Origin of the sequence: Bacillus sp. JJ783, assembly GCF_036963225.1 — a bacterium.
Classification (GTDB): Bacteria; Bacillota; Bacilli; order Bacillales; family Bacillaceae_G; genus Bacillus_A; species Bacillus_A cereus_U.
The window spans coordinates 30,530-48,238 of sequence record NZ_JBALMG010000010.1 but is presented as its reverse complement, the minus strand read 5'-3'; the positions used below and the strand labels follow the sequence as shown (position 1 = coordinate 48,238).

Genomic DNA, 17,709 nt, shown 5'->3' with positions numbered 1-17,709 from the left:
CGTGGTGCTGATGATGACCATGGTGCACATGATGACCGTGAACACCTTGTGGGAAACCACCGATTCCACCAGCTACAACACCGACGCCAGGTACAGGAAATCCTGTTTGTACGCCTCCCACGAAGGATGGAAATGTAGTTGGCATACCTACAGGCACTCCTCCTTGTGCTCCTCCTACTAATGTCGGAATTCCTGTTTGTGCTCCAGCTACTGATGTTGGGAATCCTGTTTGTACACCCGCCACTGACGTCGGAAATCCTCCAGCTGCTCCTCCCATCCAACTTGGGATTCCGCCATATCCGTGTTGACCATCTCCTCCCATGAACATCATTTGTCCATAACTATCCGATCCACCTCCGAAGAAGCCATGTGGTGCATTATTGTCCATCCCTTTCATTCCTTTCACCTCTTCTGCTCAATTTAACCTACCTTTTTTATCATATTTCCTATAGAAGAATAGGTGTTTGTCTATATGGGAATTCCGCACCTTTTTCTTCGTTCTCCATTGATGAAAGGGATCCAGAACTTATTTTTCATATAAAAAAGCTCAGAGCATAAACGCTCTGAGCTTTTATTAATAATTAATTAGTTTGCAACAACGTTAACAAGTTTTCCAGGAACGACAATTACTTTACGAACTGCTTTTCCTTCGATTTGTTCTTTAATTGCTTCAAGTGCAAGTTGTTCCATTTCTTCTTTTGATGCGTCTTTACTCATTGTTAGTTTTGCGCGAACTTTGCCCATAATTTGAACAACGATTTCAACTTCATCTTCTACAAGTTTAGACTCATCAAATGTTGGCCAGCTTGCATATGTGATTGTTTCATTGTATCCAAGCTTGCTCCAAAGTTCTTCCCCGATGTGAGGTGCAACTGGTGCAATCATTTTTACGAAACCTTCTACATATTCTTTCGGAAGTGTTTCAGCTTTGTATGCATCGTTGATGAATACCATCATTTGAGAAATCGCTGTGTTGAAGCGAAGCTCTGCATAGTCTTCTGTTACTTTCTTCACTGTTTGGTGGTAAGCTTTTTCAAGCTCTTTGTTTGGTGCATCAGTAATTTTCTCACTTAATTCACCGTTATCTTGAATGAATAGGCGCCATACGCGGTCTAGGAAACGACGAGCTCCGTCAAGACCATTTTCAGACCAAGCGATTGAAGCATCTAATGGTCCCATGAACATTTCGTATAGACGAAGTGTATCTGCACCGTGGCTTGCTACGATATCATCCGGGTTTACAACGTTACCTTTTGATTTACTCATTTTCTCGTTGTTTTCACCTAAGATCATACCTTGGTTGAATAGTTGTTGGAACGGCTCTTTCGTTGGAACTACACCGATATCATATAATACTTTATGCCAGAAACGTGCATATAGTAAGTGAAGTACAGCGTGCTCTGCTCCGCCGATATAAATATCAACTGGAAGCCATTGTTTTACTTTTTCAGGATCTACAAGTGCTTCGCTGTTGTTTGGATCGATGTAGCGTAGGTAATACCAGCAGCTACCAGCCCATTGTGGCATTGTATTTGTTTCACGACGACCTTTTTTACCCGTTTCAGGATCAACAACATTTACCCACTCTTCAATGTTTGCAAGTGGTGACTCACCTGTACCTGAAGGACGAATGTTCTCTGTTTTCGGAAGAACTAATGGTAATTCCTCTTCTTTCACAGCTGTCATTGTACCATCTTCCCAATGGATTACTGGAATTGGCTCACCCCAGTAACGTTGACGGCTAAATAACCAGTCACGTAGACGGTACGTTACTTTTTGATTTCCTGCGCTTGTTACTTCAAGCCACTCAATCATTTTTACGATTGCTTCTTCTTTATTTAAACCATCAAGGAATGCTGAGTTTACGTGCGCACCATCGCCTGTATATGCTTCTTTTGAAATGTCTCCGCCTTTTACAACTTCCTTCATTGGAAGATTGAACGTTGATGCGAATTCATAGTCACGCTCATCGTGAGCTGGAACTGCCATTACAGCACCTGTTCCGTAAGTTGCAAGAACATAATCAGCGATCCAGATTGGTAATTTCTCACCATTTACTGGGTTAACTGCGTAAGCACCAGTGAATACACCAGTTTTCTCTTTCGCAAGTTCTGTACGCTCTAGGTCACTCTTCATTTTTACCGAGTTAATGTAAGCTTCTACAGCTTCTTTTTGTTCTGCAGTTGTAATGTCAGCAACAAGTGCATGTTCCGGAGCAAGTACACAGTAGCTTGCACCAAATAATGTATCAGGACGCGTTGTGAAAACTGTAAATTTCTCATCTGTACCATCGATGTTGAAGTGTACTTCTGCACCTTCAGAACGACCGATCCAGTTACGCTGCATATCTTTTAAGCTTTCTGGCCAGTCAAGCTCATCTAGATCTTCTAATAGACGATCTCCGTAAGCTGTAATTTTTAACATCCACTGTCTCATCGGACGACGCTCAACTGGATGTCCACCACGCTCACTCTTACCGTCAATTATTTCTTCATTCGCAAGTACTGTACCAAGTGCTGGGCACCAGTTTACAGGTACTTCATCAACGTAAGCTAAACCTTTTTCAAATAGTTTTAGGAAGATCCATTGTGTCCACTTGTAGTAGGTTGGATCTGTTGTATTTACTTCACGATCCCAATCGTAAGAGAAACCTAATGCTTTAATTTGATTACGGAACGTATTAATATTAAGCTCTGTAAATTCTGCCGGGCTATTTCCAGTATCAAGTGCATATTGCTCTGCTGGAAGACCGAATGCATCCCATCCCATTGGATGAAGAACGTTATACCCTTGCATACGCTTCATACGAGATAAAATATCTGTCGCTGTATATCCTTCTGGATGCCCTACGTGTAAGCCTGCACCTGATGGATATGGGAACATATCTAGTGCATAAAATTTTGGTTTTTCTGTCTCATCTGGCGTACGGAATGTTTTATTCTCTTCCCAATGACCTTGCCACTTCTTCTCAATTTTTTGATGATTAAAGCTCATGAGATATCCTCCTTGAAATTCGATTTATTTTCACCGCCCAAAATACAAAAAACCTCTCATCCCTAGAAAGGGACGAGAGGTTATAGATTCCCGCGGTACCACCCTAAATTAATGTAATAAATACATTCGCTTAGATCCGTAACGTGGATTAACGGCAATTGCTACTAATGATTTCACAACTGCAACTCAAAGGCGAGTTCATAACGAAACGTGGATTGACTTGCACCGACCGTCAACTCTCTAAACCAGCTTCTATTACTACTACTCCTTCTCACTGTTATTACAAATATGAGTTAATGTGAACTACCCACCACTTAGTATCTCTTACAAGCTTACTTGAAGCGGGGGCTTCTCGGTTAATCGTTACTTTTTATAGCTAACGAATTCGTCTTAGGACAGCCGAGCTATCTCCCTTGTTCCAAAGGTTATTTTAGTACTATTTATTTAAATATATTCTAAAACATGTTGCATGTTCCGTCAAACTAAACTGCAATTTTTTCTTCAACTGCTTCTTCTACTTTTACTCGTCTATCATAAATACTCGTTGCTATAAGTGCTAATACAAGCATTACCATGATCGCTATAAACAATACTTCCATATTGTATAAGTCAACAATCGCTCCGCCAACAACCGGTCCGAACATTTTCCCTACAGTCGCTGCGCTATTTACAACCCCTTGATAAAACCCTAACTTATCTTTCGGTGCAAGTATATTTGCAATGGTCGGAACTGCCGGCCATACGAATAACTCGCCAATTGTTAATGTCACCATCGCAACGAGGAACATCGTAAATTGCTGTGCTTGGCTTAGTACAATAAATGAAACCGCAAAAATACCAATTCCAATCATAATTTGTTGTTTTAAAGAACGCTTCATCCAGCGAATTATCATACTAACAAGCGGTTGTGCACAAACAATCATCGCCCCGTTTATCGTCCATAATAAACTGTAGTGACGAAGACTAATATTTAACTCTCGCATATACGTCGCAATTGCCCCTTGCCACTGTACGTATGTAACCCAGCATAAAGCATATGCTACACATACGATTAGAAGCGCTTTGAAGCCAGGTGTAAGTAACCAACCTTTTTTCGTTTCGGCTTCTTTTTGTACCTCTTGCCCTTTTTCCGCTTCCATACCACGGAATCCGATAAACGCAATTAAGAAGAAAATAAAGTATAAAATAAAGTTCGCTAAGAAAATATAATCAAAACGATAAGACGCAACTAAACCACCGCACGCTGTTCCAATAGCAATACCAACGTTTTGTCCAACATACATTGCATTGAACGCTCGTCTCCCGCCTTCTGGCCAAACCGTCCCAACCATCGCATACATCGATGGAAACACCATTCCAGAACCGAATCCGATTAATGCTAGCCACACAACATATAGCGGCCAACCATGGAAAAATACAAGACCTAAAATCGATACAAGTGTAATGACAATCCCTACTAAAATTGATTTATAACCGCCCCATTTATCGAATAAAACACCGCCGAGCAAGTTTCCGATTACACCAGTAAGCGAGTTGATCATTAATACCATTCCGGCTACTGATAAAGATTTCCCTAAACTATCATGTAAGTAAATTGTATTAAAAGGCCATAAAAAAGAAGCACCCGTGACATTAATAATCATCCCAGCTACTAATAGCCATACTTTCCTTGGCATAGTCTCCCCTCCTATTCTCTTTTTTTCGTTCATATATATAACAGTAAAATTGTAGTCGTTTTTAAATAGGAAGGCAACTGATTAATAGTTGATGAAATTCAGATAATAGCACAAAGGCGATTAGAATGTATTCTAATCGTCTTTGTAAAATATTAATCTATAAATAATGGAATCGTTCCCTCGCGAAAGGTTATCCAACTTCCTTTTTACGTTTTGCACTTTCTTTAGCACTCCATTTAAATATTTTGTCTAGTAGAGAGTATATTCTCCCAGACTCCTTCGTTAATAATGGCCCTAACGACGCCAATATTAAAACATATAAAGCTGAGAATGGTTTAATCGTTGCCATTAAGCCACCCGCTATTCCGAGATTCGCGACAATAATGGAGAATTCCCCACGTGATATAAGTGTTAAACCGATATTCGTAGAAGCCTTATGCGATAACCCGGCTTTACGCCCTGCAATCATTCCAGCTGTAAAATTTCCGATGAGAGTAATGAAAACTGCTCCTAATGCCAACCATACTGCTCCTCCAAGCGAAAACGGATCTATACTTAAACCGAAGCTGAAGAAAAATATAGCTCCAAAGAAATCACGAAACGGGACGACGAGATGCTCGATCCGGTCACTATGCTCTGTTTCTGAAAAGACGAGTCCTAACAATAAAGCCCCAATCGCTTCCGCAACATGAATTGTTTCTGAAAATCCTGCTACAAAGAATAAAATAGCGAATATTACGATAATAAAAATTTCGTTTGACGAAATATCTAATACTTTATTTAGGAACGGCGTAGCTTTTCTAGCGATTACAAAGAATAGGAGCATATACCCTACTGCGATTAACACCGATGTAAGAGCACCTACAAATGATGTTGCACCTCCGAGTACTAATCCTGAAACGACTGATAAATATACAGCTAAAAAGATATCATCAAACATAATGATTCCTAAAATTAGCTCTGTCTCTTTATTACCAGATCTTCTTAAATCAACGATTACTTTCGCTACAATTGCACTCGATGAGATTGTAATAATTCCAGCAATAATTAATGTTTCTAGTAAGGGGAATCCCATAACATATCCATAAAGTAAACCTAATATGAAATTAAGCGATATATGAACACTACCCCCAAAAGCAATCGACTTTCCTGATTTAATTAATTTTTTTATTGAGAATTCTAAGCCTAAATAGAATAGGAGGAATATGACGCCTACACGGCCGAGGAAGGAAATAACTTCTCCGCTTTCAATAAACCTTAAATCGATAAGTCCTAAATCTGGGGCATGAGGCCCCACTAACATACCGAGTATAATGAGAAACGGAATAATCGAGAACTTTAACTTTGCAGCGAGGATAGCTGCAAAAGCTACTAATACTAACGCAGTTCCAACTTCAAAAATTAAAGTATCCATCGATTACGAGTCACCTCCTGCTGAAAGTAACTCATTAATAATTTTTTTCACTTCATGTCTTTCGCCCGATAATACGAGCATATCGCCAGCTTCAATGATAGAATCTGGGCCTGGATTGAAAAATTTCTTCATATTCTTTTTCAAAATAGCAATGATTGTTACGTTATATGTTTTTCGAACGTTTAAGCTACCAATTGTTTTTTGTACCACTGGTGCGTTATTTTCTACTTTAAACCATTCAATTGATAATCCTTCAAAAGCCATCTCAATCGTGTCTAAAGCTTGTGGTCTATATACCATCCCGCCTAATATAGCCGCAATTTGTCTCGCCTCAGAATCGCGAAGAGAAATGCTTGAGATACTCTCATCATGATCCGCATCAAAATGATACATTTCCCTTCGTCCATCATCGTGAATAACAATAACCATTTTTTCATTACCCTTTGTTATCACTTCAAATTTACATCCAATGCCTGGTAGTTCACTCTCTCTAATATTCATATTCCCGCCTCCTAAATTTTTTTAGTTACGGCTCTTCCCTTTTACAAATCTACATCAATCTCTGTTTTAAACTTCTCATCTTTTGATATCCCTAAATACTTTAACGTTTCTGAAGGAGTCGCGTGATGAAAATGTTTTTGCAACAGTGCAATTGCTATTCCTCTTTTATATGCATGAAATCCAAATGTTTTTCGCATTGAGTTCGTTCCAATCTTACCAAGTATTCCGACCGCTTCAGCTGCGCTATGGATAACACGATACGCTTGTTGGCGTGAGATTGAATTTGTTGTTTTGTTAGATTGAAATACGTAGTTTTCTCTTTGAATATCAAAAGATTGTACGTACGCTAAAAGCGCCTCTTTTACTTTTGTATTTAAATAAATATCTTGTTTAAACTTTTCATCTTTCACAGGAAGAGAATAAAATTCTTTAACAGTTCCATCTTCATGTAATACATCTTCGAATTTAATGCTCAGTAGTTCCGTAATTTTTAATCCAGTGTTAATCCCAATAACAAATAAAAGATAATCTCGCTGCGAGTGTTCTTTTAAATATTCTTTCATAGCCTGAATGTGCTCTATATTCTTTAATGCCTCTACAACTTCCATACATGTATTCTCCTCATCTTATGAACGGTAATTTTCTCATTATGTTGTCCATTTTACCTTATCATGCTATGAGATTTCCATGTATTATCCATTATTTTTACAATATACTGCTGTGGTCCAGGCAATTTTTCATTTGGAAATTTACGATTGTACAAATGCTTTGTGGTGAGAAAAGAAATGGGGGGATAAAAATTCAGCTTCTTTCTACAGGTCGGATTCCTCCTTTCATTTTCCATATGATGACAATCTTATATTATATTACGTTACTTATTTACATTATATTATATATTTTAGTAACATCAAAGTGTTTTTTCTGAAAATATAAAAAACCGAGCACTTTCGCTCGGCTTTTTACCTATTAATCTTCTTTCGGAAGAACAATTCCTTTATACAATTGAACTGTAATGAAGTAATAAATCGCATAAATAACTACGAAAATTACAATTGGTACCCAAATACGGAAGTACGGATCAAGTAAAATAAATCCAAAAATATTCATACCAACTAATACGTGAGCAATACCCACAATTGCTGGGAATAGGAATACTAAGAATAACTCTTTATAAATTGATTTCGTTAATAATTCACGGCGCACACCGATTTTACGAAGCATTTGATAACGCGTAATATCTTTTGATGCACCAGACAGAATTTTAAACATTAAGCAACTTGCCATCATCGCTAAGAAAGCAATTCCAAGGAAGAAGCCCATAAACACTGTTCCACTCGCAACACCGTAGAACATATCGTAAGCTTGATATTTACTGTTCATTCTTTCAGCCGTTACATTTTTATATTTATCTAGCTGCAACTCGTCAAGTTTTTTCCATTCTTTTGTATATGTTAAGAAATCATCTGCTTTTCCGATAAATGCTATACCTTCTTTACCATTTATCCCATCGTACATTTTTTGATCTACAATTTTAATCGCATGATCTTCGTGTATATAATATGGATGGATTGTACTAAAAGCATCAACCCATTCTTCTGGAAGTTCTTTAGCGTTCGCATCTTTTTCATTCATTTCTCTAGAAACTGCTCCTACTGGTAGTTCCTCTGAAGCTTTCTTCGTATTCACTAAATCTTTCATCGATTTCATGTTTGCCATATCTTTTACTAACGGACGATTTTTCTCTAAATCCTCTTTTATATAGTAAACGTATTTATCATCTACTTTGTAACGATATTCGTTTTTCTCTTTAAATGTAATACCGTCTAAAATTTTCTTTTCCTCAGCTGTTGGATTATGAACTACTGAATCATATATTACTAAACCATCTACCATTTTTATAACGTTATTTTTAAACGCCATACCACCTGAAATTGCACCCGCTCCAAGAGCAACTAACATTGCTACTGTCGCAAGCACTTTCGTTAAACTATTAATACGGAAGTTTAATTGTGCAAAAGTAAAAGCGTTAAGCCCTTTTTCGCTTCGTTTTTTATTACTTTTTAACTTTTTAATAATAACCGGAAGAAGCGATCCAAATAGCATGTAAGTACCAGCTGTTGTTGTAATTAATGCAATAAGGATTCCCATTTCTCTTAGCTTTTCCATATAAATCATTGATGCATAACCAATACCTAATAAAATAACCGCAAGGAATGCAACTAAACCTGTCATTTTTCCTTTCACTGCAACACGTTCTGTTTGTGCATCTGCATGTACAAGTTGTAATACAGAAATACGGGATAATTTAATACTATTCATAATTGCTGATAATACAAATAATGCAAAGAAGAAGATGCAAGTAACAGTCATAGATGGTAAATAAAATGCTTTATAACCTTCACCCGCAAATTCGAGTTGTTTCATTAACAACTGACCGATACCTTCTGCAAGTCCTATACCAACTGCAAGTCCAATCGCAAGAGACGCAGCACCTAATACAATTGTCTCAATAAACATAAGTAATGTAACTTTATGCTTTTTTGCTCCTAACATCATATACATACCAAACTCTTTTTGACGAAGAGATAGTAAGAAAGAGTTCGCATATAAAATATAGAAGAAGGTTATTATCGCTAATAAAAATGAGCCTGCTTGGAATACGAATCCAATTTGGCCAATAGTAGAATTTCCCTTAAGGAAGGCTTCGTTTAATGCTAATGTTTGGAACATATAAAAAATTGAAATGGACATGACAAGACCAACAAGTAAGACGATATAATCTTTCAACTTACTTTTCAGCCCTGACATGGAAAGTTTAAATAACATACTGGGCCCTCCTTTCTTACGCTTTTTGTGTGCCTAAGTCTGCAAGCACATCTAAAATTTCTTTATAAAACTCTTCACGTGTACCACCACGGTGAATTTCTTTATATAGCTCACCATCTTGAATGAATAAAATACGCTGACAGTAACTTGCACTGTATGGATCATGCGTAACCATCATAATCGATACGCCTTGTTCTTCATTTAAGTTTGTCATCGCATCAAGTAAACTCGCTGCATTTTTAGAATCAAGAGCTCCTGTTGGCTCGTCACCTAAAATAATTGCAGGCTCATGTACTAAAGCGCGCGCTGCTGCTGAACGCTGCTTTTGTCCACCAGATACTTCAGTTGGATACTTTTGAAGTATTTCTGAAATTCCTAACATATCAGCTACTTTTTCTACTTTCGGTCCAATATTACGTGATGGAACACCTTGAAGGGAAAGTGGAAGTGCAATGTTCTCATAAATAGATAAGTTCTCTAATAAGTTAAAGTCTTGGAAAATGAACCCTAATTTTTGTGAACGGAAATCTGAAAGCTCACCTTGTTTCATTTCCGTAATATCCGTACCCGCAATTTCAACAACGCCGCCTGTTGCTTTATCTAGTGTTGAAATTACATTTAATAATGTCGTTTTACCAGAACCAGAAGGTCCCATAATTCCAACAAATTCACCCTCTTGAATTGAGAATGATACGCCTTTTAACGCATGTGATTGGTTCTCACCTTTTTTACCGTACACTTTTTGAACGTTTTTCACGTCTACAACTGGTTTCGTCATATATATCCTCCTACGTTTGTTTTTCCATTACCTATTTTGCTCCTTTTGGAAGTAAACTGCTATTTGTTAACATTACAATTACCTTACACTTTTGTAAGAAAAAAAACTGACAATAAAAATAAGCTGTTCCACAAGCGGAACAGCCCATTTCTATCTTTATCCCGCTATTTGCGGGCAGCCCGATTGGTGAGGGCTAATAATCAGTGGGGATGAACACCCCCCACTGATTAAAGTTTCACTTTATTTCTTTAAAGGTGTTACCGTCCAATACGTGATAACACGCCAAATCCATTCTAGTGGACCCATTTTAAAGATTTTCATCCAAATCATACTGAAAATAATTTGAATGGCATAAATTGCAATACATACATATAACGTTTGCATATATGTTAAATTACCTGCAAAGTTAAACACACTACCTGCGATTAAAATCATTGCAGTTTGTCCGATATAATTTGTTAAAGCCATACGACCGTAGTATTTAAGTGGCACTAACAATGTTTGAACTGGTTTTAACTGAAGTAATAAAATTAATGCTCCAACATAGAAAGCTGAAATAATTGGTCCAACTGTAACACCAATTTTTAAGAATTGAGCTGCAGCATCCATTGTTCCATCCTCATTCATGAGTATCATATTTACAAATGGCTCAGCAGGAACATGCCCATATTGATACCATACAGCTAGCACACTTAAAACAAACATAATGCCTGTAAAAATAGCGACTTTCTTTATGTTTTGTGAGAGGTTTTCAAATACACGATATTGTCCTGCAGCAAGACCTAATAAAATTAAGCCGAGTGGTAATAGTTCTTTAACACCCATCACACTAAAAGTAATTGTTAAAATAAGACCAATTGCTAAATTCACTTGTTTTTTCGCTTTATAAAACGGTAACACGATTAGTCCACAAATTGCATATAACGTTAACGCTTCTCCAGGCTGAAACATGTAATGAATTAAACCGAAAATAAATAATGCAACTACCCGGCGTAAAAATAGTACATATCCATTTTTCCCTTTTGCAATTGCTCTCGTAATAAAGATATAGAATCCTACTCCAAATAAGAATGAAAAGATTGAGAAGAAACGACCTTCTACAAATAAGTATAGAAACCTTTGATAACTTGCATCCACTGTATTTAGATCTGGCACTTTAATATTAAGTAACGCAAGAATATTTACTAAAATAATCCCCAGTAATGCGAAGCCACGAATGTAATCTAACTCATCAATTCGTTTGTTTGTAATATTGTTCCCCATAATGCAACTCCTTGTCCAAAATTAAATCCTCCCTTACTCTACTGGAAAAGTAAGCTTACAACTATCGACAAACCTTACAGGAATCTTACGTTATTGTCATATAATAAAGTGAAACTTTACTCAGTGGTTGTTTGCCCATCCCGCACTAATCGGGCGTTTGCAGGGCAAAATAAAACCAGGTCATACTTCGACCTGGTCTACTCGGATTGTTTTGATCTTTGAGGTTGTCCTTTTTTACTATTACGCTGTTTCACTTGAACAACAGGATCAAGCTCATTTGAAAACTCAGCGTTGTGTCCATTTTGCGTTTTTTGCTCTGGATTATTTTGATCTGAACGTTTCGCCATTACATTCACTCCTTATTAGTGCGGTGTAATAATCATTTGATGTTGCAATTGGCGAATTGCCATACGTGCTCTATTTAACTGCTCACGTTGCTCATCATTCGCATGTTGCTGCATCGTTTGTAAGTCGTTATATGCTTGTTCTAATTGCAACTGCGCATCTGAATACTCCATCGTATTGTAATGCTCTTGTCTCATGCCTTGGTCTAATTGTTCTTTCGCATATTCCACCGCTTCTTCCGCTTGTGTAATATACGATTCAAGTGATTGACGCTCTGCCATACTTGTCCCTCCTTGCTTCAATTCTCCTTTAGTGTGTCCCTTCCATATGAACCTTATGAGTATGTTATAATGGATTTTGTTTCATTTTGACTCGTCTTAGGAGGGAAAATAATGAAGGTTCAAAACCCTTTTCCATATACAAATGACAATAAACGTTATCATACATGGAATTACCACTTACGAAATGAATTTGGTGAAAAAATCTTTAAAGTTTCATTAGACGCCGGCTTTGATTGCCCAAACCGTGACGGCACAGTCGCTTACGGAGGCTGCACATTTTGTAGTGCCGCTGGATCTGGTGACTTTGCAGGTGATCGCCGCGATGATGTAATAACGCAATATCATGAAATGAAAGAAAAAATGCACGCAAAGTGGAAAGACGGAAAATGTATCGCTTATTTCCAGGCCTATACAAATACACATGCTCCACTTGAAGTGTTAAAAGAAAAATTCGAACCGCTTCTAACAGAAAAAGACGTTGTCGGTCTTTCTATTGCGACTCGTCCAGATTGCTTACCGGATGATGTTGTTGAATATTTAGCGGACTTAAATAAACGCACGTATCTTTGGGTTGAACTCGGACTTCAAACTGTTCATGAACGAACTGCAAATCTTATTAATCGTGCTCACGATTATCCATCTTATGTGGAAGGCGTAAATAAATTACGTAAGCACGGTATTAGAGTTTGCTCGCATATTATTAACGGTCTTCCCCTTGAAGATTACGACATGATGATGGAAACAACTCGTGAAGTTGCAAAGCTTGACATACAAGGAATTAAAATTCATTTACTTCATTTGTTAAAAGGAACGCCAATGGTGAAGCAATATGAAAAAGGACAACTAGAATTCTTATCTCTTGAAGATTACGTAAGTCTCGTTGTCGACCAACTTGAAATTATTCCAGAAGACGTAATTGTGCACCGCATCACAGGCGACGGTCCGCCTGATTTAATGATTGGCCCAATGTGGAGCTTAAATAAATGGGAAGTATTAAATTCCATCGATGCAGAATTTGTACGCCGCGGAAGCTGGCAAGGAAAATATGCAAATGAGGAGAAACAAAAATGAAATTAGAACGTGTATTACCGTTTGCTCGCATGCTACTGCAAACAGCAGTAAAAGAAGGTGATTACGCTGTAGATGCAACACTTGGCAATGGACATGACACTTGCTTCCTAGCTGAAATCGTTGGAGATAACGGAAAAGTATTTGGATTCGATATTCAAAAAGAAGCGATCGAAAGCTCTACTATCCGACTAAAAGAAAAAGAACTTTTCGAACGTACTGTTTTAGTTCACGATAGTCACGACACACTCTTATCCGTATTACCAGAAGATGCAAAAGGAAAAGTAACAGGCGCAATCTTCAACTTAGGTTACCTTCCTGGCGGTGACAAACATATCGTCACAAAACCGAACTCAACAATCTCGGCGATTGAACAATTGCTAGAACTAATGGCACCTGAAGGTATCATCGTCCTTGTCATTTACCACGGACATCCAGAAGGACAAGTAGAACGTGACGCTGTACTTAAATTCGCAGAAGAACTAGATCAAAAACAAGCTCACGTTTTGCGATACGGCTTCATTAACCAGCAAAATAATCCGCCATTTATTGTGGCGATTGAGAAACGATAAAGTGAAACTTTAATCAGTGGGGGGTGTTCATCCCCCACTGATTATNNTACGGGCAGTTGATCTCCCGCCTAACTTCTTTGCTCCAACCGAATTTTGAGGTGGGAGTCTTACTGCCCGTTAATGCGGGATAATATATCAACGATTTTGCCGATATATCGATTCTTCGACAAAACATAACAAAAAAAGACGTGCACTCACTGCACGTCTTTTTCTTATTCTCCTATATAATGGATGTATACACTATTTGAAGAAAGAAGGATAGAACTTTGCTAGTAGAACTAAGAGGAATTCAAAAGAAGTACGGCAAATCACTCATACTAGACAACATCGATTTATCCATTCCAGAAGGAGAAGCACTCGCTATTATTGGCGGTAATGGAACTGGAAAAAGCACTTTGCTCAAAATAATTGCAGGTTTTATTTCACCTACGGCAGGGACACTTCAAAGAAAAGAACATATACAAATCGGTTATGTACCTGAGCATTTTCCTGAAGGGATTCGTTTTACATTAGAGGATTATTTATATCATCTCGGCCACATTCATGGTTTATCAACAAAATACTTAAGAAATAAAATTCCGGTGCTCCTTGAATCTTTTCACTTACATCACGCAAGGCATTCCGTTGTACGAAACTTTTCAAAAGGTATGAAACAAAAAACAGGTATTATGCAAGCATTACTTACGGACGTCCATTTATTAATTTTAGATGAACCACTTTCTGGGCTCGACCCTAACTCTCAGCAAGAACTAGAGCATATTTTACTTTCATTAAAACAACAAGGTATATCTGTACTCTTCACATGTCACGAAAAACAACTACTAGAACACTTCGCCGATAGAATTGTGACGTTAGCTAATCATACAATTGCGGAAGATACCTTTGTGCAAAAATCAACAGAACAGGTCTATATTGAGGCAATCGTTCACGAAACATTTTCAGCAATAGAACTACAACAACAATCCGGATTTATACATGTTACACACAATTCAAATCAAAACCTCATTCAATTACAAATCGAAAAAGATTATACAAACGACATACTTCAGTTTTTATTACATAAAAAGGCATCCATCACACTGCTACAACCTAATTTTTAAATCGAAAGAAGGTTTATTATGTTTGCGCTTATTCGTTACCATTTTCTCGATTACACAAAATCGTATAAGTACATTCCTCCTATTGCGATGTACTGTATAAGCTTGCTTTTTGTATATACATATAAACCGACTCCTATTGTACCGACATATTTAGAAACCGCACTCGCACTTTATTTATTATCTCCCTGGATTACAATCACAATTTTTCATACTGAAGACCCTGTACAAGAACAAATCACTATTTCACACACAAATAATATTTCGGCATTATACGTTGGTAAATATATTACGGCTCTTCTCATTTGTACTGTGTTATCTTTTATATCCATAATCTATCCAATTATTTTGCAAATGTTTAATGAAAAAATGACAGCTTCTTTATTTCTAGTCGGATTTCTCGCTCACATGTCTTTCTCTATACTAGGAATTTCAATCGCAACATTATTTACTAGAAATATTATTCAAAAAGCAAGCACCGCTTGGCTTAGTCTTACATTTATATTACTTATGACGATTGCTTCAATCCGTTTTAAAACAGAGCTACTATGGTTTTTACCACCTGTCGAAAGCTTTTTAATGCTTGGGCAATACAAATATAATATACTTACTCACACCCTATGGCTCACAGCTTGGGCTATCGTATATTCATTTTTATTACTTACTTTATTTCTTTTTCTCATTCGCAAAAAACGTTTTTAAATACATATTAAAGGGGACGAAACAATGATCGGAATACTAGCAGGAATGGGGCCAAAATCAACTGGACCATTCGTCGATACAGTTGTAGCAGGGTGCCAAACAATATACGGAGCAAAGCATGATATGGACTTTCCTCATATGATGATTTATTCGTGCCCAACACCGTTTTATATGGATCGCCCTATTGATCACGAAGCGATGAAAAAAGCGATTATTAAAGGGGCACAAAAACTTGAAAGTACTGGTGTAGATTTCATCGCAATGCCATGTAATACAGTGCATCTTTATTTCGAGGAATTACAGCGTTCTATTACCATTCCTATTTTGAATATAGTCGATGAGACGTTAAAAGCAATTCCTGAAAATACAAAAAGAGTCGCTCTTCTCGCAACAGAAGCAACAGTTCAAGCGGGAATTTACCAAGACGGGATTGCAAAACGTAATATAGAGTACATTCATAATGAAAAATGGCAGGAAATGATTAATCAAATTATTACTTCTATTAAAGGCGGGGCAGTTGAAGAAGCCCGCAAATTATGGAGCGCGCTCGTTTTACAGTTGGAAGATGAAGTAGATACCGTAATTATCGCATGTACGGATTTGAATGTTGTGGCAAGTGGAGACTTTGTCGATTCCTCTCAATGTCTTGCTGAAGCGGTTGTTAAAATGTATGTATCAAATGCAAAGAGATCTTCATAAGCATAGAAAACATCCCTTTTGAAATGTGTTTTATGTTTGATGAAAATCCCCCAAAACTTTTAACTTTTTTCACAATTCTTTCAAAATAATCACACTTAATCTCGCTATATTAAATAAGTAGTTTATTCATATAGGGAAGGTTAGGGGAACTGAAGTATGAAACAAAATCGTTCGCTTCATTACATTTTTTGGCGTTGGCATTTTTATGCTGGGCTTTTTATTACGCCGCTTCTTATTACTTTGTCACTGAGCGGCATTGGGTATTTATTTCGGGAAGAAGTTGAAGATTTCATTTATAAAGATTTATATTTTGGGAAGAACTCCCAAACAGAATCTATTTCGATGGCTGATTCGCTTTTCTTAACAGAGACAAAATATCCACATTATAGTGTGGCGAAAATTAGTGAGTTTAATGGGGATTATAATACTAGGCTTACAATCGCAAATGAATATACAGGAATGCAAAAATATGTGTATTTAGATAGCAATAATCAAATTGTGGGAGATCAAAACGCCAGTGAAACGTTTGCCAATATAATGAGGGAATTACATAGTTCTCTTTTAGTTGGTGGTACTGTCGTCAACTATATTGTAGAACTTGCGGCATGCTGGACAATCTTTTTAATTGTGACCGGTTTGTATATGAGTATACGCCAATTCAAAAACACATCCTCATCCAATAAGCGAGAAAAAGCAAAACGACGTCATTCTATTATCGGTATTATATTTACAATTCCTCTCGTTCTGCTAGTCGCATCTGGATTGCCGTGGTCAGGATTTATGGGTAACCAAATTTATAAAATCGCAGCGTCGAATGAATCGATTGGATATCCAAAGTTGTATATGGCACCTCCGGAATCAAAGGTAAAAGAATTGCCGTGGGCAACAAGAAAGAAAGCTCCTCCTGAATCTAATTCAAATGAGCCAAAAGCTATTTCAGTTGATGAATTACAAAAAGGAATTGAAATAAAAAAGCCATACGTTATCTCACTACCGACTGATCCGAAAGGTGTATTCACTGTTTCGAAATCGAGCGGTTCTGGTATTACGGGTATGCACGTGGCACCAAATGAAGAAATAACAGCTTACTTTGATCAATATAGCGGAGAACTAATTTCAAAAACAGACTATCGTGATTATGGATTATTTGCACAATGGTTCACTTACGGTATCCCGCTTCACGAAGGACATTTATTCGGATGGCCAAATAAAATATTATGCTTACTAACGACATTATCTTTATTACTTCTCATTTATTACGGAATAAAAATGTGGTTAGCAAGAAAACCGAAAGGAAAATTAGCAGCACCGCCTAAACAAAGAGATAAGAAAAGCACATTCATTTTCTTTATCATGATGGTTATACTGGGCACTGTCATGCCTTTATTCGGACTATCTGTTTTAGTTATTTTCGCAATTGAACTTCTCATATACGTATTTTCAAAAATACGATCATAATAAAGTGAAACTTTAATCAGTGGGGGTTTTGTCCA

The 17,709-nt window shown here is 37.2% G+C and carries 16 protein-coding genes, 1 pseudogene and 1 other annotated feature; of the genes and pseudogenes, 6 read left to right on the top strand and 11 right to left on the bottom strand.

The features are described from left to right. The 11 genes and pseudogenes from V7038_RS02720 to V7038_RS02670 form a co-directional block, all read right to left on the bottom strand. A pseudogene (locus V7038_RS02720) lies at positions 1-397 on the bottom strand (VrrB protein); the annotation flags it as partial. Between the two features lie 188 nt (positions 398-585). Further along, the gene (gene leuS / locus V7038_RS02715; protein ID WP_002112382.1) at positions 586-2,994 is read right to left on the bottom strand and encodes a leucine--tRNA ligase; all 2,409 of its coding nucleotides are present in this window, start codon (positions 2,992-2,994) and stop codon (positions 586-588) included. Positions 2,995-3,059: 65 nt separating this feature from the next. Beyond that, positions 3,060-3,278 (bottom strand) — a binding site (T-box leader). A 198-nt stretch (positions 3,279-3,476) separates the two neighbouring features. Then, positions 3,477-4,670: an MDR family MFS transporter gene (locus tag V7038_RS02710; RefSeq protein WP_070170612.1), complete on the bottom strand. Its 1,194-nt coding sequence runs from the start codon at positions 4,668-4,670 to the stop codon at positions 3,477-3,479. Between the two features lie 190 nt (positions 4,671-4,860). Next, entirely contained in the window at positions 4,861-6,084 is a 1,224-nt protein-coding gene (locus tag V7038_RS02705) for a cation:proton antiporter (protein WP_002167528.1), read from the bottom strand. A 3-nt stretch (positions 6,085-6,087) separates the two neighbouring features. Beyond that, the gene (locus V7038_RS02700) at positions 6,088-6,585 is read right to left on the bottom strand and encodes a cation:proton antiporter regulatory subunit (protein ID WP_002112387.1); all 498 of its coding nucleotides are present in this window, start codon (positions 6,583-6,585) and stop codon (positions 6,088-6,090) included. Between the two features lie 41 nt (positions 6,586-6,626). Next, positions 6,627-7,193 carry a tyrosine-type recombinase/integrase gene (locus V7038_RS02695; RefSeq protein ID WP_070129086.1) on the bottom strand — a complete coding sequence of 189 codons (567 nt, stop codon included), beginning with the start codon at positions 7,191-7,193 and terminating at the stop codon, positions 6,627-6,629. Positions 7,194-7,551: 358 nt separating this feature from the next. Further along, positions 7,552-9,411, bottom strand: coding sequence for an ABC transporter permease (locus tag V7038_RS02690; protein WP_335469027.1), 1,860 nt, complete (start codon positions 9,409-9,411; stop codon positions 7,552-7,554). Between the two features lie 16 nt (positions 9,412-9,427). Beyond that, complete coding sequence (locus tag V7038_RS02685; RefSeq protein WP_002199082.1) at positions 9,428-10,189, bottom strand: ABC transporter ATP-binding protein; 762 nt, start codon at positions 10,187-10,189, stop codon at positions 9,428-9,430. A gap of 240 nt (positions 10,190-10,429) precedes the next feature. After that, positions 10,430-11,452 (bottom strand): DUF418 domain-containing protein, encoded by a 1,023-nt coding sequence (locus V7038_RS02680; RefSeq protein WP_335469023.1) that lies wholly within the window; start codon positions 11,450-11,452, stop codon positions 10,430-10,432. Positions 11,453-11,649: 197 nt separating this feature from the next. Continuing rightward, a complete protein-coding gene (locus V7038_RS02675) occupies positions 11,650-11,799 on the bottom strand; it encodes a hypothetical protein (RefSeq protein ID WP_001129345.1) in 150 nt (49 codons plus the stop codon). 15 nt (positions 11,800-11,814) lie between these two features. Continuing rightward, positions 11,815-12,078 carry a YtzC family protein gene (locus V7038_RS02670; RefSeq protein ID WP_002112394.1) on the bottom strand — a complete coding sequence of 88 codons (264 nt, stop codon included), beginning with the start codon at positions 12,076-12,078 and terminating at the stop codon, positions 11,815-11,817. A 111-nt stretch (positions 12,079-12,189) separates the two neighbouring features. Here V7038_RS02670 and V7038_RS02665 point away from each other — a divergent pair, with 111 nt between their 5' ends. The 6 genes from V7038_RS02665 (at position 12,190) to V7038_RS02640 (ending at position 17,674) form a co-directional block, all read left to right on the top strand. Beyond that, the gene (locus V7038_RS02665) at positions 12,190-13,149 is read left to right on the top strand and encodes a TIGR01212 family radical SAM protein (protein WP_016106412.1); all 960 of its coding nucleotides are present in this window, start codon (positions 12,190-12,192) and stop codon (positions 13,147-13,149) included. After that, the gene (locus V7038_RS02660) at positions 13,146-13,718 is read left to right on the top strand and encodes a class I SAM-dependent methyltransferase (protein ID WP_070129090.1); all 573 of its coding nucleotides are present in this window, start codon (positions 13,146-13,148) and stop codon (positions 13,716-13,718) included. The genes V7038_RS02665 and V7038_RS02660 overlap by 4 nt, the downstream gene beginning before the upstream one ends. Before the next feature lie 266 nt (positions 13,719-13,984). Next, entirely contained in the window at positions 13,985-14,818 is an 834-nt protein-coding gene (locus tag V7038_RS02655) for an ABC transporter ATP-binding protein (protein ID WP_335469014.1), read from the top strand. 18 nt (positions 14,819-14,836) lie between these two features. Beyond that, a complete protein-coding gene (locus tag V7038_RS02650) occupies positions 14,837-15,517 on the top strand; it encodes an ABC transporter permease (protein WP_335469011.1) in 681 nt (226 codons plus the stop codon). Positions 15,518-15,541: 24 nt separating this feature from the next. Then, on the top strand, positions 15,542-16,216 hold the full coding sequence (locus tag V7038_RS02645) for an aspartate/glutamate racemase family protein (protein WP_335469007.1): 675 nt from the start codon (positions 15,542-15,544) through the stop codon (positions 16,214-16,216). A gap of 156 nt (positions 16,217-16,372) precedes the next feature. Then, on the top strand, positions 16,373-17,674 hold the full coding sequence (locus V7038_RS02640) for a PepSY-associated TM helix domain-containing protein (RefSeq protein ID WP_335469005.1): 1,302 nt from the start codon (positions 16,373-16,375) through the stop codon (positions 17,672-17,674). Positions 17,675-17,709: the final 35 nt, after the last annotated feature.